This is a genomic window from Dorea sp., from assembly GCF_977044405.1.
On the sequence record NZ_CDRRQK010000016.1, the window covers coordinates 49,580 to 74,576 of the forward strand.

The following is a 24,997-nucleotide window of genomic DNA, read 5'->3' on the forward strand; positions in this document are numbered from 1 at the left end:
AATTTCTTTCGAACGCATCATAGTGAAAAAAACCGTCCCTTTCATCTTTCCGATGAGCAGGACGGTCTACTTCTTTTTGTATGAACCTGTATAAACAGTCTTTTATTTATTATTTCTTCTGTACATATTTCAGACAGTCAAGTGTTACTGCTGCCAGAATAATGATACCTTCAAAAATAAACTGAAGGTTTGTATCAATACCAAGAACCGTCAAAGAATAGGTCAATGATGTAAAGATCAGTACACCTGTCACAACTCCCGATATCTTACCAATACCACCGGTAAAGGAAACTCCACCAACTACGCAGGCTGCAATGGCGTCCATATCCCATCCCTGTCCGTAAGCGGCACTACCGGATCCAACCATTCGTACACACTCCAGCCATGAACCGAATCCATAAAGGATACCGGCAAGGATAAATGCTCCCATCGTTACTTTAAATACCGAGATTCCTGATACAGCTGCCGCCTCTGGATTTCCACCAACTGCATATAAATTTTTTCCAAATGTTGTCTTATTCCAGATAAACCATACAACAGCAATCGCAATTACTGCCCATAAAATAATCATCGGGAAACGTCCTGCCTGTGGAATAAAAATATTTGGGATCGTCGGATCGATCGCACCAAAAGAAACACCTTTTGTAGCATATGTAACAAGACCAAAGATGATCAACATATTTGCCATCGTTGAAATAAATGGATGCATCTTGAATCTTGCCATGAAAAATCCGGCTGTCATTGCAAATACAGTTGTAAAAAGTATACACACGCATAAGGCTAATATAGCTCTTGATGCCGGTGCCATACCCGAAAAATCAAAAACATGACCAAACACAGTACCTGTGTTAATTCCGTTATGCATGATAATGGTTGCTGTAACCATACCCATACCAACCATACGTCCTACAGAAAGGTCTGTACCTGTCAAAAGGATCAGACCGGCAACTCCAAGTGCAAGGAACATTCGCGGCGAAGCCTGCTGCAGAATGTTAAGGATGTTTGTAGTTGTAAAAAGCTGTGTATTTTTCACAATCGGTGTAATAATACACAATGCGATAAAGATCATGATAATTACAATATACAGACCGTTCTTATACAGAAACTGTGTCATATTAAATGTATACTTGTAATTTTCAAAATTCTGTGCCTGCTTCTGTGCAAATGTATATTTTGACATCCTGAGCAGATCAATCAGGTGGAATTTATGCATGAATGCATCATGTTTCCTATCCTTGATCTCCTGGATCCTGGACTCATGTGTCATCTGTGCATCATATAATTTATTCTTATATGTGTATTTTTCAGCTTTGATCTCATCTGCATCTTTCAGTCTGCTGACTGCCTTCTTATGTTCTTCCTGCAAATCTGCTTTTATTTTTTCAAAATTACTGTTTTCCGCTTTTTTCTCTGCTTCGCAGCTCTTTGCAACAAGGTTATAATACTCACTGTTGTAATGTTTGGAAAGAAAACCTTCGGCATCTGCGATCAGTTTTGCAATCTGCTGTTTATTTGCATTTTCTGTTGCTTTTGCCTTCTCCAGATTCTTTTTACATTCCCCGATAATCTTATTCTGTTCTTCTTTTGTTAAGTTCTTATTCTCTTTTGCTATTGCAATCTGATTCTTTAAACTGTTGACTTTGTCAGATCCCTCCACACGCAGTGCATCGATCTGCTCCTGTATTTTCCCAACATATTCGTCAATCGGTTTCAAAAGTATTGCTTCTTCTTCAGCCGAAATGATAATGCTTTTTTCTGCCATCTTCCATACCCCTCTCTGTTACAGATATTTTGCACTGAGTCTCAATAGTTCTTCCTGATTCGTCTCTTTTGTATTTACGATTCCGGCCAGTCGTCCGTTTGACATAACACCGATACGGTTCGTAATACCAAGAATCTCCGGCATCTCAGAAGATACAACAATAATTGTTTTCCCCTGCTTTGCCATATTGATGATCAGTTCATAAATCTCATATTTCGCACCAACATCAATTCCTCGCGTCGGATCATCCATCATGAATACACTCGGTGAACGCTCCAGCCATTTTCCGAAGATTACCTTCTGCTGGTTTCCTCCGGAAAGACTTGTGATCATATCATCCGGGCCCATACACTTTGTATGCATGATTTTAATCTCTTCCGCAGTTGCACGTACCATTCTGTCATGCGACAGCACTGCACCATTCTTATAATGATTCATGTTAGCAATGGTCGTATTAAATGTAATATCACCTTTTAAGAACAGACCATTGGCTTTTCTTTCTTCTGTGATCAGGGCAAATCCATGATCCATTGCATCTCTCGGCGATGAAAAGTTCATGATCTTTCCATCGTATATTACATTTCCTTCTGCTCTTGTGCGGATTCCGAAGATTGTTTCTAAAAGTTCCGTACGACCGGCACCAACCAGACCGTAAAATCCAAATATTTCTCCTTTTCTGATATCAAAGGATACATTTTGAATCTTTGGTGCATATTTTGACGAAAGATTCTGTACAGAGAGAATCTTCTCTCCGGGCTCATTGTCAACAGGTGGAAATCTGTTATCCAGCGAGCGCCCAACCATTGCCGATATCAGTTCATTCATATCGGTATCTTTACACTCTTTTGTCATAACCAGACTACCATCTCTGAGCACAGATATCTCATCACATATATTGAAAATCTCATCCATCTTATGTGATATATAAATCAGCGAAATTCCCTGTGCTTTCAACTGACGCATCATCTTGAAAAGTTTCTCAACTTCCGGTGCTGTCAGGGATGAGGTTGGTTCATCCAGTACAATTACTTTGGAATGATAGGAAATAGCTTTTGCAATCTCACACATCTGCCGCTTGGACACAGACATTTTTTTCATTGGCTGCGTCAGATTTGCTGTGATTCCAAGCTGTCTGAAGAGATTTGCAGTTTCCTTTTTCATTCTTCCTTCATCGACAATTCCAAAAGAATTCTTTGGATATCGTCCAAGAAACATATTATCTACAACGCTTCTTTCAAGACATTGGTTCAATTCCTGGTGTACCATCGCTACCCCGTTTTCCAGTGCATCTTTTGGTCCCGAGAAATTTACTTCTCTGCCGTCTAATATAATTGTCCCCTCATCTTTCTGATAAGTACCAAAGAGACATTTCATCATTGTCGATTTTCCGGCACCGTTTTCACCCATAAGTCCCATAATGGTCCCAGGTTTGACATTCAGGCTTATATGTTTCAGAACTTTGTTTCTACCGAATGACTTGCTCATGCCATTGATCGATAAGATGTATTTATTCTTATCTACTGTCATAACTCTGCTTCCTTTTCTTGATGAAAGAAGGGTATCATCTCTGACACCCCTCTGCGTTTCATTCATTTACCATTTAACCAGTCTCTTATTTTGAGAGAAGTGATGTGTATGCTGATGCATTGTCTGTCTTAACCATGTTAATTGCAAATGCATCATATTCGTTTGGATTTCCGAGACGGTTTGTGATGTTTGACTCTGTCTGTCCATCTCCACCGATGTAATCAACCTTCAGGTTAAGGAGATCATCATAGTTCTCAAGAAGTGGCTGGTATGTTGAGCTCAGGAAGTTGTCTGATGCATTGTAAATATCAAGCCATACTTTCTTAGATGGACTCTTGCTTGAATCAAGCTGTTTTGACACTTTGTCATAAATCTTTGTTGAATCTGTAAAGTCTTTGTAATTATCAGCTGTTACTGCAACATTTAATGCGTAGTAAGATCTTTCTTCTTCGCTGTATCTGTAATCTTCACCTTCTGTCAGGCAGTTACCGGCATCATCTGCTGTACCAATACCTGTATCAACGTCTGCTCCGTCAAGTGCGTTACGGAGTACTCTTAATGTCAGATAAGCCTGAACATCTGCATGCTGCGAGATTGTTCCGCCGTATCCTTCAGCGATTGCTGCAACAGCGTCACTGTTTGCATCATATCCGAATGTAGGAACTTTGTTATCTTTTGCCCATGCATTAAACATTGACATTCCCATACCGTCATTGTTAGAAACAACAATATCAATCTGATCTCCGAAAGAAGCTTCCCATGTTCCGATTGCGTTACCTGCTGTAGCCGCATCCCATGTTGCTCCTGCTGAGTTCTTCATTTCCTGAGAAGCAAGCTCACGGACTGTAAATTCTTTTCCGTCTACATCAATCTTAGCATCCTGAACAACTTTTGCTTTTCCGTCTACGTTTGTTCCTGCCGGTTCGGAAGCAACTTCGTCACCATCTTTAACTCCTGTTCCAAGTGCCGAACGAACACCACGTGTACGTGCGATAGAATCATTATGTCCGATATCACCGATTGCAAGTACGTATCCGATAACTCCGTCACCATTTCTGTCAATCTTATCAGCATTTGCTTTGATATAATCAACAACCATCTCTCCCTGAAGTTCTGCTCCCTGATTAGCATCAAATCCTACATAATAAGTATCGTCATTGAAATTCAACGCTTCTTTGTCCAATTCCCCTGTTGAACTGTTCGAAGGCTGACGGTTAAACCAGCAAAGCGGTTTGTCCTTATTGGCTACAGAGCTGCTGTCTGAAGATCCTGATGATTTTGAATCCCCTGATGAAGATCCTCCACAGCCTGCCAGTGATAATGCAAGTGTTGCTGCCATCATGAGTGCAAATACTTTTTTCTTTTTCATTTTCTTTCCTCCTGTTTTGTGCGTTTTGTTTTTAATCGCGTCTAACTCATTGACTAATCTCATTATAATTACAACACTATTTTTTTGACATAGAATATTTTTGGATTAATTATCAATATTTTTATGTTATCATTTATTTTTTTATATATTTTTCCCAATTCGGCAAAGTCCTGTTTTTACTCATATTTATATAAAGAAAATCAAATAAAAAAAAACTGCGATAATAACCTTCACGCTATTACCACAGTTTCTCTTATATGTTCTTATTACAAATAAAATAATGATTAAGCTGTTGCTTTCTTATCATCTGTTTTTTCAAGAAGTTTCTTTACACCCTGGATTGCAACCAGCACACCAAGGATCAGAAGCAATACGGCAAAAATCAGCTGTAATGTATTTCCAAGATCCAGCCCTGTTGTCAGGAATGCTTTTGTCAGTTTCACGATCGTCATACCAAGTGCTGTAAATGTAACAGCCATCATGAATACCATTGGTCCCCAGAGCATGAATCCCTGGCGTTTCGTCTTCTTAAGGAATACCGCACAAGCTACCAGTGCCAGTACGGATAACAGCTGGTTGGCTGAACCGAATAATGGCCAGATCTCTGCATAACCGACTTTTGTCAGGAAATATGCAAGTACCAGTGTAATGACCGTTGCAAAATATTTATTCGTTACTATTTTTAAGAATGGACTCATGTTATCCTGATCTACATCATCATCGAGGAAGAATTCCTGGAATGACAGACGGCCTACTCTGGCTACGGAATCCAGAGAAGTCAGTGCAAATGCGGATACTGCCAGATTGATCAGCGTAAATACAAGTGAGTGTGGCAGTCCGATGACTGACAGGAAGTTCGCAATCGCTCCGGCGAAAATCTGAGGCTGTGTTGTCAGTCCCTGTGCTGCTGCTTCACCTTTGGCAAAAGATGCAACTGCGATCAGTGCGATAACTGCAAGCATACTTTCCATTAACATTGCTCCGAATGATACAGGAAGCATGTTCTTCTCATTCTTAATCTGTTTGGATGCTGTACCGGAAGATACCAGTGAATGGAAACCGGAAACCGCACCACAAGCGATTGTTACAAATAAGATAGGGAACATATACTGTCCATCTACGTTAAAGCTTGTGAATGCCTGAAGGTTACAAGATGGATTTGCTACAAATACACCAATAACCGCACCAACGATCATAAAAATCAGAAGGTAACTATTCAGATAGTCACGAGGCTGAAGAAGTGCCCATACAGGAGCAACACTGGCAATCAGGATGTAAACGAAGATGATGAGATGCCATGCATCCAGTCCTACATACATTGGGAAATGAAGTCCCAGTGCGATTGCTGCTACCAATAATACGATTGCAACTGCTGTATTAATCCACTTGTTGAATTTTGTGTATTTCAAAAACATTCCAAGTCCGACTGCTTCTAAGATAAATATCATAGAAGTAGTTGCGACTGCACCGTTAGCTGCAATTTTTGTTACTTTTCCGGCTTCACTTACAGAGAATCCGTTAAATGTTCCGGCTACAACGTCTGCGAATGCTGCAACTACAAGGATGCAGAACAGCCAGCAGAATAACAGGAATAATTTCTTACCTAATTTTCCGATATACTCTTCGATGATATATCCGATTGTACGTCCTTTATTCTTTACAGATGCATACATAGATGCGAAATCCTGAACCGCTCCAAAGAATACACCACCGATTAAGATCCACAAAAGCACCGGAAGCCATCCGAAGATTGCTGCCTGGATCGGTCCATTGATCGGGCCGGCACCTGCGATTGATGCAAACTGGTGACCGAATACGACGTTCGTATCGGCCGGTACATAGTCAACCCCGTCTTCCATCTCGTATGCCGGAGTTTTGGCATTTGGGTCAATGCCCCATTTGTTCTGTAGATAACGGCCATACAGGAGATATGCTCCTCCGAGAACAACGATGGCGATTATCATCATTAATATTCCACTCATAAACTATCCTCTTCTTTCTCTTTAGCATTTAGCGTTAAAAAATATATAAAAAAACGCCTTCGCTATCTTTTCAGATAACAAAGGCGGAATATTCTTCCGTGGTACCACTTTGTATTACTGCAGCTATCACTACCTACAACCACTCATTACTGTCATAATTAAACAGTCTCTTCTGTAACGTGAAGATGACGTCTCTGCTTACTTTATATTTTTCTGATATGAATCCATACACTTTCTACACATATTTCAGCGAGATGCTCCCAGGTGATATCACAAACTACCTTCTGCCGCTTCGCACCATCCGGCGGCTCTCTGAAAATCCGGATTTGATTTGTGACGTGTCCCTTTCATTGCATTTCTTATTTACTTTTTTTAGCTTACTTAATGTTTTACACTTTTTTCTTGTAAAGTGCAAGAGTGGAATTAAACATAATTTACAAAAATAGAATTCTATTTTTGTGCATTTTTTCACATTATATGATTCCGGTTATCTCTTCTACAGATTTCACAAAATAATCTGCTCCATCCAGTTCTCCCTTCTCACCATAGCCATACAGACATCCGATGAACGGACTTTTACAGGATCTGGCACATTCCAAATCCTGTCTTCTGTCTCCGATCACCAGATAAGGTCCCGGATAGTCCCGGACAATTTCCTGCACGATCTCCGTCTTAGGGCAGAATCCATACGATTCACAGTCATAAAACTGTTCAAACCATCTTTCCATCCGGAATTCTTCCCAATGTGCTTTGCGGTATGCCACTTTACAGTTGCTTAAGATCACAAGATGATATCCTCTGTTCTTCAAAGCCGTAAGCATCTCTTCCGCTCCCGGATACCACACTGCCCGGTGCTTCCTGATCTGCCTGACCATGGAATCTCCCACGATCGCACTCGCCTGATCTTTGTACCTCTGATCTAATTCCGGCAGAAATGTATCCCACATTTCTTTGCTGTTTAAGCCCAGCCATCCTGCGATCTGTGCCGTCTCTATCTTCTGTTCCTCTACAACATCCTGTTCTGTCAACCACTGATAAGCTTCCCTGAACGCCGGTTCATAGATTCCAATAGTATTATGTATCGTTCCATCATAATCAAAAATGATTGTTTTCACCATCGGCTGCACCTGATTAAAGCTGCTTCATCAGATTTACCATCTCAATTGCGGACAATGCACAGTCATATCCTTTATTTCCGGCTTTACTTCCTGCACGTGCGATAGCCTGTTCGATATTCTCTGTGGTGATCACCCCGAATAATACCGGAATTCCTGTTGCAAGTTCAACCTGTGCGATTCCTTTGGCTGATTCATTGCACACCAGATCATAGTGGGAAGTATCCCCGCGGATAACTGCTCCCACGCAGATGACTGCATCATACTTTCCGGACTGTGCCATCTTCTGTGCAGTCAGCGGAATCTCAAATGCTCCCGGTACCCAGGCAGCCGTAATGTTCTCTTCTTCTACCCCATGTCTTACCAGCCCGTCGACGGCTCCACCTAATAACTTGTTCACAATAATCTCATTGAATCTGGCAGCCACGATTCCGACTTTCATTCCCTCCGGTGCTACTACTTTTCCTTCTACTAAATTGATCTGTCTCATGATTTCTTCCTCCTATTCATTAAATCTTTTTATAATTCTATTTTCATCACTACATACGGTGTCTTTGTCGTAATATAATGAAAGAACACCGGGTTCAGACGGTCACATTCTTCCCGCATAAAATCCTGAACTACTGTAATTCCCGATTCACGCAATATCTGTGCACCTTTCCCTGCCACCTTTGGATTCGGATCCCTGGAACCAATCACCACTTTTTTGATCTTCTGTTCTATGATTGCTTCCGTACACGGCGGTGTCTTGCTCCTTTTTTTGCAAGCTGGATTGCCCGGAGCATGTATTCCCGATCCGTCATTTCTCTTCTTTCTTAGTTATAAAAAACCCCTGCAGGATACCTACAGGGGAAATGATCTGTTACATGTAACTGATAAATGATCTGTTAACCAAAAAAGCTCTGAAATGGATCACCATCTCAGAGCTCAGACACTACATTCATCTATTAAAATAACTGTACCATCATCTTCTTTCATCCAGACTATACTGTCGGCTCCGGAATCACACCGGATCATGCCTCTCGGCCCGCGGGCTTTACCGCCGGTAGGGAATCACACCCTGCCCTGAAGATTTCGTTTTTTTTATCATAATACTTTATATATCATTTGTAAAGCAAAAGTTTGGAAATGGCAAACTCCTTTTCACATTGCTTTCATCTGCCAATTTTGTTATTCTATACGTATAGATTATTGTCACCTAAAAATACGTAGAATCTAAAGGAAATCAAATTATGAAAATAGAGAAAAAAATATGGCTCTCGTTGATCGCATCTGTCTTATTTGCCGTTATCTTTTCCATCTGGATATTCAGACAGGATACTGTTCGGAACGATCTGCCTTTTGACAACACCACCTCACTGAAAACAACAAGCTCTAAAACTGACGATGCAAAAACGGAATATGTAATTCTGCCCGATGAATTCCACACGCAAAAATCCATTCTTTTCCGAACTACCCATACCGATGCGGAAGTCTGGCTGGATGGAAAACTTATTTATCAATATGGAAATGAAGAAAACGCACCAAAATTCATGAAATCACCCGGCTCCTGCTGGCATATTGTAGACATTCCGGCAAACAGTGACGCCAAGAAACTGACCGTCAAAATCATTCCTGTATATCAGGGCTATTACGGGAACCCGGTGCATCTTTTTCTGGGTACGAGGGGCGATTGTATTCTGAAGATTCTCAGCCAGAGTCTAGGAATACTGATCCTCAGTTGCGGTGTTTTATTTTTAGGATTTCTCTCTCTGGTATTGTATATTGCAGTGGTACGGAAGAAACAGGAGGATTTCTCCGAAGAAACATCTAAAATATTCCTGAATCTTGGAATCTTCTCCCTGTTGATCGCCTTATGGTCCCTGAAGCAATGTGGTTTTCTGCAGTTTTTAGTTCCGGATGGAAGAACACTGTATTTTATCGACTTCTTTACATTTTACCTCTTTCCTGTACCATTTAATTTCCTTTTGTATGATATTTGCAAAAGTAAATTCCGGAAAGGTGCCCTGTTCCTGTCTGTTTTTTATCTGATCAATATGGCTGCAGCCGTCCTTCTTCAGTGCATGGGAATTGTCGATATCTTCCTGATTCTTCCGTTCACGCATCTGATCATGTTTGTGAATGCAGCATATACGATTGGACTGATCCATTACGAAGCAAAACAGCTTGGAAACGAACTTGCCAGAAAATTCAGATACCCGATGTATCTCATTATGTGTTTTGCCTTATCGGAACTATTGGTTTATTATATCCGCAAATTCCAGCAGACATCTGTATTTCTTCCGCTTGGGACTCTGCTGTTTATCCTTATGCTGATCTGGATTCAGGTATCGCAATATTATGAGCAGTGTATCCAAAAGCAAAAACTGATCTACTTCCAGAAACTGGCTAATATAGATATGCTCACCGAAGCCATGAACCGGAATGCCTACGAAAATATGATTCGCTATCTGGACGAGCAGGAGCTGGAATTACATACAACCGGAGTTGTCTTATTAGACCTTGATAATCTGAAAGAAATTAATGATAACTTTGGCCACGAAAAGGGAGATGAAGCCTTAAAGCTTTGCTATCAGTGTATCCGTCAGGCTTTTCCATCAGAACAGAATTGTTTCCGGATCGGTGGAGACGAATTTGCTTATATTTTCCACAAAGATGAAAAAGAACTGATTGAAGATAAGATCCATAAACTGAAGTTGCTTCTAAATGAAAAGGATCAGGATCTTCCTTATTCTCTCAGTGTATCTTCCGGCTATGCCTATTATCATCCTGATACCGATATGGATTTTAAAGATATCGTAAGACGCAGTGATACTATGCTTTACCGTGAAAAACGAAGAAAAAAAATGTCACATTCTGCTTCTTCTCATCCGATGCTTTCTTCCGGAAAGCAATCTCATGCACAGGGAATCACGGATGAACTGATCACGCAGGAGAAAAAATACCAGCATATTTCACCGGCGGAATTATGCGGGATCATCGACCTGCTCAGTCCAAGTACCGATGACTATCTGTACTTTATTGATTTCCGGACCGACTTTTACTATATTGCGCCACAGTCACTGGAACGTTTCTGCGTTCCTCAAAATGCTTTTTACAAAGTTATGGAAACACACCGGGAGTTTGTATACGCCAAGGATTATCCGCTGTTGACCGCCGAATTCCGTGATCTGCTTACTACCAACCGTTGTATCCATAATATGGAATACCGCTGGCTGGATCTGAACAGGAATCCGGTCTGGATCAACTGCCGCGGATATCTTGTACGGGATGATTATCAAAAGCCTCTCTACATGGTTGGATGTATTAATGAGATTGGCGAAAAGCAGAAAGCAGATAATATCAGTGGCCTTTTCGGAGAGAATGGTCTGATTGAATACCTGAAGACACAGGAGACTCCTCTGGAAAATGGATTTCTGTTACGCCTTGGTATCGATAATTTCAAACCGATCAATGAAAAATTCGGATGGGATTATGGTGATTATATTCTCCGGAAAACTGCAGAGTGTATTTCGCACTGTATTTCAGGGGAACAGCAGGTATACAAATTATCTTCTGATGAATTTATCATCGTGGATGTTATTTCTGACGATAAGCAGACAGCAGTACACCTTTACAATAAAATCAGAGAAAACATCAACCAGTTTATTAAAAAGAATCATTATACGGCAATCTTTACGATTTCCGGTGGGATTCTCCCATTTTATAATCTTCTGGAAAATGAATATGATGAAATGATGAAGCGGACAGATTTTTCATTGAACACAGCGAAAAAACATGGAAGAAACCGTTATTATATTTTCAATGAGCAGGACTATCAACAGTTCTTACATCTGAAAGATATCAGCGATGTCCTTCATGCGGCAGTCATACATGACTTCCGTGGATTCTCTATTGCCTTTCAGCCATTGGTGAAAGCAGGCTGCAGACAGCCTTTTGGTGCGGAAACCTTGATGCGTTTTTCTTCCGGACAGTTCGGAACTATCTCACCGGCAGAATTTATCCCTATCCTGGAAGAAAGCGGTCTCATCATTCCGGCTGGCCGCTGGATCATACGGGAAGCACTACAGGCATGTAAAAAGATCCGTGAAACAGTTCCGGACTTTCAGGTCAGCATCAATATCTCACAGATACAGATTGAAAAGTCTGATGTGATACAGTATATCTCTGCTGAACTTGAAAATACCAAACTTCCTCCGGAAGCATTGATCGTAGAATTAACGGAAAGTGCTTTGCTGGAAGACAATTCCAATGCACGGCATTTCCTGAAGGAATTAAAAAAAGCCGGTATACGGCTTGCACTGGATGATTTTGGAACGGGTTATTCGAACTTTCATTATCTCAATGAGCTTCGTCCGGATATCATTAAAATTGACCGTTCCTTTACCGCACAGGCTATAAAAGACGCAAAGGAATATGATCTTTTAAAACGATTCTGCACTATGATACACTGTCTGGATATAAAAATCTGCATAGAAGGTGTGGAGACGGAGGATGAATGGGAAAAGATCCGGCTGATGGATCCTGATTATAGTCAGGGATATCTGTGGGGAAAACCTTGCTCTTTCGATGAACTTCTTAAAAAAGGACTCCGGGTTTAATAAAACCGGAGTCCTTGAATTTTTTTAAGGGCTTCCGCATCTTGAATTATCCTTTATTTTTCCGAACCAGGCAGATACTTCCTGCTCCGCTACTGAGCAACAGCAGTATCATCCAGATCCTGCCCATCTTTTTGCACAGAAAGCACACGGGCACCCGCCGGCTGCGCCGGATCGAAGCGGACGGTAATTCCGCCTAACTGCAGGAACTGAATTTTGAAGAACATTTATATCTTTTTCAATCTTCCAAATGTGTCCACTTAAAACATACAGAAAATTTCTTGACAACTTTTATATTTCAAGAGTATAATACAGAAAATTCACGCAATACAAAGAAGAGCAATGTTGTTCACAGCATTGCTCTTCTTTGCGTTTTAGGAAGGAATGGTAGAAATGGAAAAACTAAATGCAATCGTAACATCTATTGATAATTTTGTGTGGGGACCTCTCATGTTGATCCTCCTTGTCGGAACCGGTGTCGTTCTGACTATCCGGACGAAATTCCTGACTTGGAGAAATCTTGGTTACGCACTCAAAAGTACGTTGAGCAAAGAAGCGCGTACCCAAAGCCGGGGCGTCGGAGATGTCTCTCCTTTTTCCGCTCTGACTACTGCTCTTGCCGCTACGATCGGAACCGGTAATATCGTTGGTGTCGCCACAGCTATGGTATCCGGTGGTCCCGGCGCCCTTGTCTGGATGTGGATCTCGGCCGCATTCGGACTGACTTCAAAATTCAGCGAATGTATGCTTGCTATCAAATACCGGGAAGTCAATGCAAAGGGTGAAATGAGCGGCGGTCCTATGTATACAATGAAAAAAGGACTCCATAATAAAACGCTTGGAACCATACTTGCATGGTTATTTGCACTTTTTACCGTCATTGCTTCATTTGGAATCGGTAACATGACACAGGGCAATTCTATTGCCAGCGCTTTACATACAACATTTTCCATTCCTACATGGATTAGCGGTATCATTATCACCGTATTATCCTTATTAATCATTGTAGGAGGAATTAAGTCTATCTCTAAAGTATCTTCTGTCGTTGTACCTGCTATGGCAATTTTTTATGTGATCTGCGGTCTGATCGTAATTATTGGAAATATTTCCAATCTTCCGTCCGGAATCGCAATAATCTTTCAGATGGCATTTTCTGTAAAGGCTGTCGGCGGCGGCCTCTGTGGTTCCATCGTAGCATCCATGATGAGTGCCATGAGATATGGTGTTGCCCGTGGTGTCTTTTCTAACGAAGCCGGCATGGGTTCTGCCGCAATTACAGCAGCTGCCGCAACAACAGACAATCCTGTCCGCCAGGGATATATCAATATGACCGGAACATTCTGGGATACCATTGTTGTATGTACGATTACCGGTCTTGCAATTGCTTCCTCCGGAGTGCTTGGCATGACAGATGCTTCCGGCGAATTACTGACGGGATCCGACATAACGATTGCCGCCTTCCAGACAATTCTTGGCTCCGCAGGCGGCTGGCTTGTCACGATCGGAATCACCTTATTTGCCTTCTCTACCATCTTAGGATGGGAATATCATGGAGAGAAGGCCTTTGAATATCTCCTCGGCACACACAAATACAATATGATCTACCGCATCCTCTTTTCACTCATTGTATATTTTGGATGTACCCAGACCTTAAGCCTGGTCTGGAACTTTTCAGATATCGCAAATGCCCTGATGGCGATTCCGAACCTGATCTGCCTGTTACTCTTAAGCGGCGAGGTCGCAAAAGATATCAAGGCATTCCAATCAGAAATCAAAAAATAATTTTTTTCAAAAAGGACTCCAGGTTTCATAAAACCGGAGTCCCTGAAAATCAAGAATGCTCTTTTGATCAGTGCTCTATTCCCGGCACCTAATACATTTTTATAATGCCTTGTCCATGAATGCAATAATTCCTGCTTCGACTTCGTTCTTAATCTCAGCATAATTATGTATCTCATGACGATATCCCGAGTACAGCTTCGTCGTTACGTTATGTCCAGTCTGCACCAGCCAGTTACTTACCTGATATACGCCTACTCCATACTCACCTACCGGGTCCTGATCTCCCGCAATATTATAGATTGGCAGGTCTGTCGGCACTTTTTCGGCCCACTTTGTTCCCTCGATCTGTAACATCATCTGGATGAAATCATATACCGAACGGTTGCTGGTCGGTCTGGTAAATGCATCAAACGGATCATCGGCATGATCCCGCTGTACATACGGATCTGCACAGATCCACTCATTTCCGATGCTGACCTCTCCACAGCGCTCACACATCCATCCCATCAGTTCTCCGGTATATGACGGATTGGATTCTTCTCCATGTCCTGCGTCGATCGCTTCTTTTAATTTCTTTCCCGTCTCTTCTGCCCCGCGGAAGATTCCCGTTGTTCCGCAGATGGTTGCCCCGGCCAGTTCGTCCCCGTATTTTGCAATGAAATCTCTTGTGATAAAAGATCCCATACTGTGTCCGAATAAGAAATATGGCAGATCCGGATATTTTTCACACACGATTCCTTTCAATGTATGCTCGTCTTCCATCATTGTATGCGGCCCTTTGTCTCCCCAATCGCCCCACACATTATTGACCATTGCTGTCTTCCCATGTCCTACATGATCGTCTGCTGCCACGATATAACCCGCATCCATGAAGGCAGATATCATGTGCAGATAACGTCTGGAATGTTCCCCAAATCCGTGGATCACCTGGACAATTCCCTTCGGTTTGCAAGCCGGAACATAGATCCATCCCTGGACCTGGTCACGTCCGTTGTAGGACGCAAAAGATACTTCGTGTAACATAATGTATTCCTCCTTTTCTATCTTATCCGTACGATTTTAGATTCTTTTATTCTGTACGGTTATAAGCTGTTCTTCAAAAATCCTCCGGTATTCCTCTTCCACCTCACCAAATGCTCTGACCTCATACCTCAGATCAATATGCAATTCGGGCGCTTCGCTCTCCTGTTTCTCTCCCAGAAGAAACGTCAGATCATACCATAGCATTGCCTTATCAATCGCATTCAACTGCATCTTCTCTTCCGGTGTCAGGTCCGAACCGAGAAATTTTTCATAAATCATAGAAAGCATACGTTCTTCGCGTTCATTATATTCCGGCAGTTCCTTCTTAAAAGGCGACGGAACATCCGACATATAACACTCACTTGCATCGTGAAGCAGGCATGCAAGCACCATCCGGCCCGACAGACCTCTTGCCTTTGCCTCTTTGGCACAACAGATGCAATGTTCCCCGACTGACCAGAACGTCTTCACATGACCATTTCCCCGACAGATCAGGGACAGCGCATGTGCAATATCTGCTATGTCAAATAACTCCGGATCCGGTTCTGTTGGTTTAAAATGTTTTCCTGTATAGGTTGTAATGTACTCGCTCATTTTCTTTTTTGCTCTTTCATATATTCTTCCAGAATCTCCGCTGCCCTTCTGCATGCTTTCACACAAGGTCTGCTCTGATAATACTCTTCCGTTCTGACCGCAGGCTCTTCCAGATCTTCGCCCTTCTCCAGCCCGAGAAGTTCCCGGCAGATCAGGCTTCCTTCCGAAGCTTCAAAGGATCCACAAAGCTTCTGCACAAGTGCATAAAGCTCCTTTTTCCCCGCCGCATCTTTCGGATCATCGTATCCGTACAGATCACCGATTACCATGACCATTCCTGTCACGGCACCACACACCTCACGCAGCTTGCCAAATCCCGCTCCGAACGGGCTTGCTTTTTTTGCTGCCTCTTCCACTGTTATTCCCAGCTCTTCCGCAAATGCTGCGTAGACTGACTGGCTGCAGTTGTAACCTGTGCGGAAGAGGGATTCTGCTTTGTCTGCTTTGTTCATTGATTTTCACCTCCGGTTGTAATTACCTCTTTATCATTCCATTTACATTATCATCAATGAAAGTTATATATTTTCTTTAACCGTTCCCAGATCTCATATGCTACAGGACACACCGCTATCGCATCAAGCATACCATACAAACTCCCCAAACGTCCCGGTTGATCCGTATATGGATACTTCTTACAGCCATCCGGCTTGCACTCCTCTAAAAGACATTCTCCATTCTTTTGAAGGAAATCACATGGTTTATTTTTCGTTAAATAAGTCCCTTCTGTCTCATCTTTTTCCAGATATGTCTGAACAAATTGCGGCTCTTCCATCTTAAGATACTCTGCCGCTTCCTTCACTTCATCTGTCGTAAGTTCCGCACAGTACTCTTTACAACAGTTACGGCATCTGCCGCAATCGAAGTTTTCAAATAATTCTTTGTGCAGTTGTAAAAATTGCTGGTCCAGTTCTTCTTCATCCGCATTGCATTTTAAGAAGCTTCGGAATCTTAAGTTCTCTTTTTCTTTCTTTTTTGCTTCAAAATGTATTTTTCTTGCCGGGAGCATACAATCACTCTTCCTTTATACCTAATCTTATTCTTTCTCTGACTTTCTATTTCTTATACGCCTCAATCACACACTCATGTTTCTTATCTTTTTTACTATAATTAATCCCAACCAGCAAAATATCACCTGTATAATCTTGAATAGAATCCGGATATTTTCTATCCTTTATCTGCAGCAATGCACTCACAGCACTTTTATTCCATTTCAATTCCACAACAAGTGCCGGATAATCATTCTTATATTCCGGTTTTGGAATAAACACGAAATCGGCGAAACCACGTCCCGTTGGCAATTCTCGAACCGGCTTAAAATAATATTGCATTGCACTCAGATACGCCAATGCCAGTACACTGCTAAGTGAATTTTCATTATTGTATTGAATTGCTGAAGCATATTCCTCATGTATCTTTTCTATCCGTTCTGCAACTGCTTCACCATCCTTATCCAACGTTGCATCTAGCAACAATTCGGATTCCTGCTGAAAAAGTAACATCTCGTTCCACCGTTTTCTCCGCGTCGCACGAATCAGCTCCTGTCTGATCTCCTCATTCGGTACAAACGCCATTCTGAAAGCGCCCGAATAACCCAGATATCCCATATGAATCAGATACGTCAGGACATCGTCCTTATTCACAATATTTGCAATGTCATTCTGAAATGAAGCAACGTCCACTTCAACCGCTGCCCCCGACAACATTTCAATAATTGCAGTCTTTAATCCATCAAAATCCATATTGATCAATGGAACAATCGAATCATAGGAAGCCGTTCCTGACCAGTAACTCTGAAAATTTCCATCTGTCATCAGATTCACAACGGCGTTTGGATTATAGACATGATATTTTCCTAATTGATAACCATCATACCAGCGTTTCACCTCAGAAAAATCCTTTTTATATTCTTCACAAAGTTCTTTTACTTCTTCCTCCGTGAAGCCAATATACGAAGCCAACGGGCCTGCATTCAACATCGAATATTCGCGGAAATTATTAAGTGCCGATTGTGTTCTTTCTTTTTTTATCGGTAAAATCCCCGTAAGATAGGCGAGCTGAATATATTTCGTAGGTTCCGTTCCTTTAAACATGCTTCTCAGAAAACGGATATATTCATCCTGTACTTTTTTATTCGCTGATTCATCCCTGATAAGCACATCCCATTCATCAATAATGATAATAAATTTCTGTCCGGTCTTGTCCTTAACTCGAGAAAGCCCATCCGGCAAAGATCTTACGTCCGATGACAAAATTTCCGGATAAATTTCCCTCAATTCATCCAATACCGTCCTGGTAATATATGCTACAACATTTTCTGCTTCCTCACAGTTGGTCAGAAACCATTGTACATCTACATGGATCACATCATATTTATTAAGATGCTTCTTAAATTCTTCTGTTTTTCCTATCTCAAGACCAGAAAACATCTCTTCCGAATCCGCACCTTTGCTGTAATATGCTGCAAGCATATTCGCCGCATATGATTTTCCAAACCGCCGCGGACGACTGTTGCAAATATATCCGTCTGTTGAGTCCAGTACATCATTCATACAGGCAATTAAACCAGTTTTATCTATATAAATTTTAGAATTCAGTGCGACCTGAAAAGCACTATTATCCGGATTCACAAATCTTCCCATATATTACACCTTCTAATCTACTTCTATACTGATTATGATACCATGAAACATCAACGTCCTCAACTTCTATTATAAGCCATTTTTCGCACCAAACATCCATTTCACGCCCTTAGCCAGCCTTTTCCCCGCATCAGCAAAATGCCCTCCCGCATTCCACTCTAAAACCACGGATTCCACCATCGGATCTTCCTCTAATCGCTCTTCCTGCGCCCTGGTTCTGTCGCCGACTGCTGCCATTATTTTATTTCTCGTCTTCTCCTCTTTGCCGCCAAGACTTAGATATACACTACATTTACTTCGAAGCATATGCTCTCTCATATAATGATCCCACTCTGGAAACCATAATGAACCCGAACAACATATAATTCCAGAAAATGCATCATTTTCATAAGCTGTCCACAAAGCGAATAGTCCGGCAAGTGAATAACCCATCAGCCAATGCTCCCTGTCTTTCGCACCAAAAGTCCGGTCAATATACGGTACGCATTCCTCTGTCAGCCATTTCAATGTCTTCGCACCTTGTCCAACAAAATCTTCTTTTCCGAATACCGCTGATGCTTTCCAAGGCGAAAAATCCCGGTTCCAGTCTTCCACCTGAAATGCTACGAGCAGGAAATTTTGCTCCGATACACATTCCAGCAAAGACTCCCACAGATGTTCCACTTCATTCCCCTGGTGTGGATACATGCCCCAGAAGATGATTGGGCCGCCGGTTCCGTTTTGAGCGAGGTGCAGTTGGATTCCGTTTATTGACATATTCTGGATCATCCCGGCAACCTCGCCGCTTTTTTCTTTTGTTGACTTCGTTGTAATCATTTGCTTTTTCTCTTCATCTTCCATCCTCATTACTCCTAAATTACTGGGATTTATTCTTATTTATCCCTTCCATATACCCGGCCGTAACAATGCCAGCCGGCAATGCCACGATTGCAATTCCAAAGACTGACGATAACATCGTAATCACTTTTCCAATCGTTGAAACGGCATAGATATCCCCATATCCAACCGTAGTCAGCGAAACGGTCGCCCAGTATACCGCATCAAAAAAACTTGGAAATGTAGCTGGTTCCACATTGAACATAATCAGTGCCGAGATCACAATGTAGCCTATTGCCAATCCGCCTACCACCAGCAACGCCTCTCTCTGCTTTTTGAATACATTAATAATAATATTAATACTCTTAGAATACCGGATCACTTTAAACACTCGGAATACACGGAAAGTTCTGAACAATCGGAAAAGCCTTAATAATTTCAGACTGCTATTCAAAAGAGTGATCGACGGGAGAATCGATATCAGATCAATCACTGCCATTGGTGTAAACGGATATTCGACAAATGATTTCTTGCCTTTTTTCAATTTCAGATCCGCCGTTGATAATCTTAAAATATAATCTATTATAAATATAATAACCGTAACAAAATCTAATGCCTTTGTAAACTCATTTGCGTTTCTAACAGCAAGCGGAATAATACTTGCTACTATGACGATCATCATCATCCAGTCATATAGCTTGCTTATTGTATTTTGTTCATCGTTCACTTCAATTGTGTCGTATAAGGATTTTCTCCATTTCATAAAACCACTTCCTGTTCATATTTCCCCGAAGGTGATATCCCATTTCTGACGATAAAGTCCCCTTTCAAGTTTTCATATTGCATACCAGCTTTTTTTACAAATTCAATTGGTTGTGCGGAACTTACAGGCATTGTAATACTCATCTTACATTTTCCTAAAAGATTCTTTCCATTTCCTAATGGTTCTGAAGTAAATGTTCCATTTAAACAGTTTACTTTACAAGACGGACCATAAAATTTTCCATCTGGAATGATTGAAATCATCAATTGTGCTCCGTCAAACAAGTTGGTTTTACCGGAAACAACTATTTTTCCTTCTGTATTTTTCTCATACTTAATCTCCATCTTGACTTCTATGGCATCTTCACTCATAGGGATTGTCTGAGCGAATGATCTTACCTGATGAGTTTCATAGCATGGCTTACACTTTTTCAGTTCTTCATCCGTAACATCCAGCGTTTTTCTCCACTTTACTTCTCCCTTTTCAATAACCGCCTTCTCCTTCTGAATGGATTGAATCCTCCTCCCCATTAAATGCCATTTTGCCTGAGGATTCCAATTTTTATTTTCATTTTCAAGACATATATTCTCCATCTCTACATACAGCAAGCTATAATGTTTTATAAATTCATTCCATTCCCGGATTCTTGAGCAGCCACCATTAGTGGTTTTATTAAAAAATTCCCGAATCTGTTCCTTATTTCTAGATATCCATGTATATAATTTTTCTTTTTCTTCACTATCATATAAAAAAATTATTTCCCGTATATAGGACATCGAATCCTCAAAAATCTGATGATAATATGCATATAATTCATCGTCCGGTTTATAGACATTTTTCTCATTATACTCCGATATAATTGAAGTTCCGGATTGATTCTCCCAGGAAAATTCTCCATCTCTTTCTTTTAACGGATCAATTCCCGTATTTTTCCATAATGGATTAATCCACCTGCCCGTAATCCGCCAGTTATACAAAAGCATATCTTCCTTCGACACTCCGACATATATCCATATAACATCCGAAGAACTTTTATACCCCTCACAAACATGTTGAACAATCTGCTTCACCCATTTTATCGGCAAATTTTTCTTCTCAATAGTAATAAATAAATTTGTATCTCTTCTACAATGCTTTTCCTGCGATACTTCATATATTGTATAATCCTTTTCTGATACTTCGTATCTGACAGTTCTGTACTTCGCTCTTAAATATGCACCACCAGACGGCATTTCCGGATAAATGTAACATACATTAATCTTCTCCTCTTTATCCAGTTCATCTCGTATTGTAGCTTTATATGATGCCGGTATTCTATAAATCATCACTGGTGGAATGGAATCTAGTGTAATAAGTCCGCCTTTCTCATCATCTGCACAGATAAAAAAGCATCCTTTTTGTGCCTGAATTCGGGAATTGCCTACACTTAAATCTTTTGACCTTTTTACAAATAATGGTGTATGAATAACTTGCTGAATCTTTTCTTCTGTATAACTCACCTTCAATTCCTGCCAAACCTTCTCTGCTATTTCTTTATACGAAAGCTCTGGGAAGCAGGCATGAAGGGATAATATATATACATCGGGTGAATTACAACTTTTTCCATTTCTGATATACATAAACACATATCCGTCTTTGTCATTCGCTATACCATTCTGCTCGCATGCAAAATATAACGCAACAAATGGATCGACAGTTATATCCAGCAATCTTGTTGGAACATTATTATGTTGAAGCAGTGCAAGTTTTCCAATATATCTATATGCATTCTTCATTTGTTCACCATACATTTGCATCATTTCCTGATACATACATCCTTCGTTTTCCAGATATCCTTCATCACGCAAAATACTTGGTTCTCGATTTTGAAATTCTTCTACCTCTCCTCGAAAATATATTTCATCATAGCATTCCTGGAATCTTTTTAATTTTTTTCGGAAATCGGCAAGACTTATAATTTCATCATTTGCATGCATATATTTTTCTCCTTCGATTGTAACTTACCTTCTCTCCCGATACAACTTCGCCGGTCTATGCCCGGCATCCCCCGTCATCTCCCCGATATCTTCTACCAGATCAGCCACTTTTCTTCGAAAAGCCGGAACCAGAAGCTTCGTATCCAACACCGTCTCATGAATCTGCTGCAATTCTCTTAGTGTAAACTTCTCCGGTAAAAGCCGGAACGCTATATGCGTCTCCGTAATCCATTTGCGAAGCTGTACGATTGCATCTGCAAGAATCAGCTCGTGGTCAAATGCAAGGTCATCGCTTTCTATAGTCTTAAATTTCTTCTTTACATCCCACTTCGAAGTTATCTCTTTTAATCTTGCATGAAGCTTCTCATCCCCATGTGTCAGACACAGATTCCATATACCGGCTTCTTCCTGAAATGACACATCAAACCACTTTGCATCTGAAGCATCATCTCCTGCCTGGATTATTTCCTGTCCGGCATTGACAAGCGCCATGAATCCATTGCTGATCACCCATCTTCTCGGATCACGGTCTGGATTGCTATAGGTACCAAACTGCTCCAGGAAATTGCAGTTGCAGTTCGTTTCTTCTTTTAATTCCCGTTTCGCCGCTTCGCCGATGGTTTCATTCGGCCCGACGAACCCGCCCGGAAGAGCATAACAGCCTTCATATGGTGCCGCACCTCTTTGGATTAGAAGCACCTTTAATTCTTTCCTGGCAATCTTTCTGTAATTGTCTTCTTCTCTATCAAACATACCGAAAATGACAATGTCCGCTGTCACGGATGGTTTTGGATATTTTGAATCATCATATTTTTTTACAAATTCCTCATTGGCTTTTTGCATTTCTGATTTTTTCCGCATGATTACTCCTTCTTTCTTTTTTCGTTCTTTATTATTAGTTTTATGATAGTATCACATTGATAATATGTCAATATATAAAATTACGCACACGAAAAATCTCCTCTTTCACAATTCTTCGTGTACGCTCATCCTCTTCAGGCACTCTACTACCTTATATGTTTTTACATATATTTCTTACGTATATTTCTTACATATACGCTTTATACGTATCCTTTTATGTTTTATTTCACACATATCTCTTTACGTATACTTCTTCCTCGACAGCCATTTCTGATCAATACACTTCACTTCCCCATCAAACCGGATATGTAAATGCACCCCGCCAGATCTCTGATTAATCTTCTCCACAATTCCATGTCCGAATTTCGGATGTATCACCGCATCGCCAAGCTTATACTGAATCACTTCATCTTTTTTCTTCTGTGCAGTCTTCAGTTGCTGATAAGTATCCCGGACCGGCACGGACTTATCATGAATCTTGTTCTTTAACACCTTATCATAATCATGATTCATAAGTGCCTCGCCTGCCTTATAATATGGCGTCGGTGCCGCACCGATAAGGGAACAGCAATATTTCCAGGCACTTCCATGTGTTCCCGCCTGCCACTTATATTTCTCAGGAATCTGCATATTGTACTGCATATAATGGGCGTACTCATGCTTGAACAGATCTATGCGGTCTTCTTTTGACAACGGATTCTTCACACCATATGCGATGAACAACAAGGAAAAGTGAAAATGTTCTTTTTCATGTGCGCTTCGTCTTGTATAAGATCCCAATGTGTCCGTATCATATCCGAATGTTACCGGCACTTTTGCTCCGTTCAAATGAAGTTTTCTGTCCAGTTCTTCATATACATTTTGTATTAATGCCCGTAAAATCGGGATTTCTTTCTGCAGACGCTGCCGCAGGAATTGATCTTCTCGGTTGTAATCTATCATTTTCTAACTCAGTATTCTTTCTCTAATCTCAAATTTATTTGTTATTATTTTTAAGTTTCTGATAAGAAACTCAAATTATATTCTCAGGAACTCAAAAATAAAGTCAAATTTTTGAGTTCCTTTTTTACTTTCTTTATACTCTTTTACTTCCAATTTTTCCAGATATCTGGTTGATATCCAACAGTTGCCTGTTTCCCGTTACGCACAATCGGTGTCTTGATCACCTTTTGATTTTCCAGAATCTTCTCTGCTTTGTCTTCTTCTGCAAGATAAGTAAGCAACGCAAGCAGATCTTTGTCCTTGCAATTCTGATCGATCAATTTTTCATATCCTCCGACAGCCTGACATACTGAATTGAATTCACCTTTGCTCAGGCCCTTTTCCTTCATGTCTACGAACTGGTATTTAATTCCGCGCTCTTTGAAATAGCGTTCTGCTTTTTTGCTGTCGAAGCTTTTCTTGGTTCCGAAAATTTGTATGTTCATTCTTATTCCTCACTATATTTTCTAATCCATCTCATCTTCCCAATAATCATATGCATCGTCATATCCATCCTCATAACTACCATCTCCGAATTCTTCACCCCATTCATCAGCGAATTCATCCGGATCATCGTAATCATACACGTCATATGGATCATTTTTTGAAGAAGATCCCGAAGAACTTCCCCATGAACGATTTCCAGAATAGCTGGAAGATCCTGTACTATTTGTTTCCCTTGACTTTGCGTATACTTCCTGACCATTCACATATACCCATCTCGCATATCGATTCTGCTCTAATCTATAAGTCTGGTCCGGCTCCTTTTTTATCGTAATGTCACCAGAAATATTCTTATCACCTATGTAGACAGCAATCCACTTATCTCCCATTTGTATTTCCTGTGCGTATTCATATATACCTTCACGGTTATCCTTCACCAACCTTACATCATTCATCAGTTTAATAAATGGTTCAAAATCCCCATTCGATGTATTCTCTGCATAAATTGAATCAATCGAGTCGCTGTAATAATCCAAAATGAAATAATAAAAATAATCTGATGGATCATATTCATCAATTCCCCAGTACTCGTCGAAATAATCACAAGAACATTTTTTATAAGTCACTCTGATATCTCCTGATTATTCCGGGGCTCTCTGAGCCACCTGTCCGGACTTTGAGAGCCACCATTCCGGAGAATGGGAGCCATATATTCCGGTAATTCAGAGCCACCTTATTGGACTCTATTACATATATTTCCTTTAT

The 24,997-nt window shown here is 40.9% G+C and carries 21 protein-coding genes, 1 pseudogene and 1 riboswitch; of the genes and pseudogenes, 2 read left to right on the top strand and 20 right to left on the bottom strand.

The window, feature by feature from the left end; genetic code table 11:
* Positions 1-109 precede the first annotated feature (109 nt).
* The 7 genes and pseudogenes from ACWJAF_RS08735 to ACWJAF_RS08765 all read right to left on the bottom strand — a co-directional run.
* On the bottom strand, positions 110-1,762 hold the full coding sequence (locus ACWJAF_RS08735; RefSeq protein ID WP_448863301.1) for an ABC transporter permease subunit: 1,653 nt from the start codon (positions 1,760-1,762) through the stop codon (positions 110-112).
* An 18-nt stretch (positions 1,763-1,780) separates the two neighbouring features.
* Complete coding sequence (locus tag ACWJAF_RS08740; protein WP_448863303.1) at positions 1,781-3,289, bottom strand: sugar ABC transporter ATP-binding protein; 1,509 nt, start codon at positions 3,287-3,289, stop codon at positions 1,781-1,783.
* 85 nt (positions 3,290-3,374) lie between these two features.
* Entirely contained in the window at positions 3,375-4,658 is a 1,284-nt protein-coding gene (locus ACWJAF_RS08745; protein WP_296095051.1) for a substrate-binding domain-containing protein, read from the bottom strand.
* Between the two features lie 284 nt (positions 4,659-4,942).
* Complete coding sequence (locus ACWJAF_RS08750) at positions 4,943-6,640, bottom strand: carbon starvation CstA family protein (RefSeq protein ID WP_448863306.1); 1,698 nt, start codon at positions 6,638-6,640, stop codon at positions 4,943-4,945.
* A gap of 473 nt (positions 6,641-7,113) precedes the next feature.
* On the bottom strand, positions 7,114-7,758 hold the full coding sequence (locus tag ACWJAF_RS08755) for an HAD family hydrolase (RefSeq protein WP_448863308.1): 645 nt from the start codon (positions 7,756-7,758) through the stop codon (positions 7,114-7,116).
* A gap of 13 nt (positions 7,759-7,771) precedes the next feature.
* Positions 7,772-8,245 carry a 6,7-dimethyl-8-ribityllumazine synthase gene (gene ribH, locus ACWJAF_RS08760; protein WP_006427673.1) on the bottom strand — a complete coding sequence of 158 codons (474 nt, stop codon included), beginning with the start codon at positions 8,243-8,245 and terminating at the stop codon, positions 7,772-7,774.
* A gap of 41 nt (positions 8,246-8,286) precedes the next feature.
* Positions 8,287-8,511: pseudogene (locus ACWJAF_RS08765) on the bottom strand (bifunctional diaminohydroxyphosphoribosylaminopyrimidine deaminase/5-amino-6-(5-phosphoribosylamino)uracil reductase RibD); the annotation flags it as partial.
* A gap of 206 nt (positions 8,512-8,717) precedes the next feature.
* Positions 8,718-8,832, bottom strand: a riboswitch (FMN riboswitch).
* 155 nt (positions 8,833-8,987) lie between these two features.
* On the opposite strand from ACWJAF_RS08765, the gene ACWJAF_RS08770 reads away from it, so the two are divergent.
* A complete protein-coding gene (locus ACWJAF_RS08770) occupies positions 8,988-12,356 on the top strand; it encodes an EAL domain-containing protein (RefSeq protein ID WP_448863311.1) in 3,369 nt (1,122 codons plus the stop codon).
* 89 nt (positions 12,357-12,445) lie between these two features.
* Here ACWJAF_RS08770 and ACWJAF_RS08775 read toward each other — a convergent pair whose 3' ends face one another.
* A complete protein-coding gene (locus ACWJAF_RS08775; RefSeq protein ID WP_448863313.1) occupies positions 12,446-12,580 on the bottom strand; it encodes a 5'-nucleotidase C-terminal domain-containing protein in 135 nt (44 codons plus the stop codon).
* A 166-nt stretch (positions 12,581-12,746) separates the two neighbouring features.
* On the opposite strand from ACWJAF_RS08775, the gene ACWJAF_RS08780 reads away from it, so the two are divergent.
* Positions 12,747-14,135, top strand: coding sequence for an alanine/glycine:cation symporter family protein (locus ACWJAF_RS08780; protein WP_448863315.1), 1,389 nt, complete (start codon positions 12,747-12,749; stop codon positions 14,133-14,135).
* Between the two features lie 99 nt (positions 14,136-14,234).
* Here the strand turns inward: ACWJAF_RS08780 and ACWJAF_RS08785 are convergent, their stop codons facing one another.
* The 12 genes from ACWJAF_RS08785 to ACWJAF_RS08840 all read right to left on the bottom strand — a co-directional run bounded on the left by ACWJAF_RS08785 (position 14,235) and on the right by ACWJAF_RS08840 (position 24,858).
* Positions 14,235-15,158: an alpha/beta fold hydrolase gene (locus tag ACWJAF_RS08785; RefSeq protein WP_448863317.1), complete on the bottom strand. Its 924-nt coding sequence runs from the start codon at positions 15,156-15,158 to the stop codon at positions 14,235-14,237.
* 36 nt (positions 15,159-15,194) lie between these two features.
* The gene (locus ACWJAF_RS08790) at positions 15,195-15,752 is read right to left on the bottom strand and encodes an HD domain-containing protein (protein WP_448863320.1); all 558 of its coding nucleotides are present in this window, start codon (positions 15,750-15,752) and stop codon (positions 15,195-15,197) included.
* The gene (locus tag ACWJAF_RS08795) at positions 15,749-16,204 is read right to left on the bottom strand and encodes a C-GCAxxG-C-C family protein (protein WP_448863322.1); all 456 of its coding nucleotides are present in this window, start codon (positions 16,202-16,204) and stop codon (positions 15,749-15,751) included. The genes ACWJAF_RS08790 and ACWJAF_RS08795 overlap by 4 nt, the downstream gene beginning before the upstream one ends.
* A 53-nt stretch (positions 16,205-16,257) precedes the next feature.
* Positions 16,258-16,758, bottom strand: a complete 501-nt coding sequence (locus tag ACWJAF_RS08800; protein WP_288665234.1) for a YkgJ family cysteine cluster protein — start codon at positions 16,756-16,758, stop codon at positions 16,258-16,260.
* A gap of 46 nt (positions 16,759-16,804) precedes the next feature.
* Positions 16,805-18,391 (bottom strand): AAA family ATPase, encoded by a 1,587-nt coding sequence (locus ACWJAF_RS08805; RefSeq protein ID WP_448863324.1) that lies wholly within the window; start codon positions 18,389-18,391, stop codon positions 16,805-16,807.
* Positions 18,392-18,460: 69 nt separating this feature from the next.
* Positions 18,461-19,231 carry an alpha/beta hydrolase gene (locus ACWJAF_RS08810; protein WP_448863326.1) on the bottom strand — a complete coding sequence of 257 codons (771 nt, stop codon included), beginning with the start codon at positions 19,229-19,231 and terminating at the stop codon, positions 18,461-18,463.
* A 16-nt stretch (positions 19,232-19,247) separates the two neighbouring features.
* Positions 19,248-19,970: an ion transporter gene (locus ACWJAF_RS08815; protein ID WP_448863328.1), complete on the bottom strand. Its 723-nt coding sequence runs from the start codon at positions 19,968-19,970 to the stop codon at positions 19,248-19,250.
* Positions 19,967-21,946, bottom strand: coding sequence for an FRG domain-containing protein (locus tag ACWJAF_RS08820; RefSeq protein ID WP_448863330.1), 1,980 nt, complete (start codon positions 21,944-21,946; stop codon positions 19,967-19,969). Before ACWJAF_RS08820 ends, ACWJAF_RS08815 begins: the two co-directional genes overlap by 4 nt.
* Positions 21,947-21,970: 24 nt before the next feature.
* On the bottom strand, positions 21,971-22,807 hold the full coding sequence (locus ACWJAF_RS08825; protein ID WP_448863332.1) for an NUDIX hydrolase: 837 nt from the start codon (positions 22,805-22,807) through the stop codon (positions 21,971-21,973).
* A 240-nt stretch (positions 22,808-23,047) separates the two neighbouring features.
* A complete protein-coding gene (locus ACWJAF_RS08830; protein ID WP_448863334.1) occupies positions 23,048-23,749 on the bottom strand; it encodes a hypothetical protein in 702 nt (233 codons plus the stop codon).
* A gap of 143 nt (positions 23,750-23,892) precedes the next feature.
* Positions 23,893-24,234 carry an arsenate reductase family protein gene (locus tag ACWJAF_RS08835; RefSeq protein ID WP_288665231.1) on the bottom strand — a complete coding sequence of 114 codons (342 nt, stop codon included), beginning with the start codon at positions 24,232-24,234 and terminating at the stop codon, positions 23,893-23,895.
* Positions 24,235-24,255: 21 nt separating this feature from the next.
* Positions 24,256-24,858, bottom strand: a complete 603-nt coding sequence (locus tag ACWJAF_RS08840) for a hypothetical protein (protein ID WP_448863336.1) — start codon at positions 24,856-24,858, stop codon at positions 24,256-24,258.
* Positions 24,859-24,997: the final 139 nt, after the last annotated feature.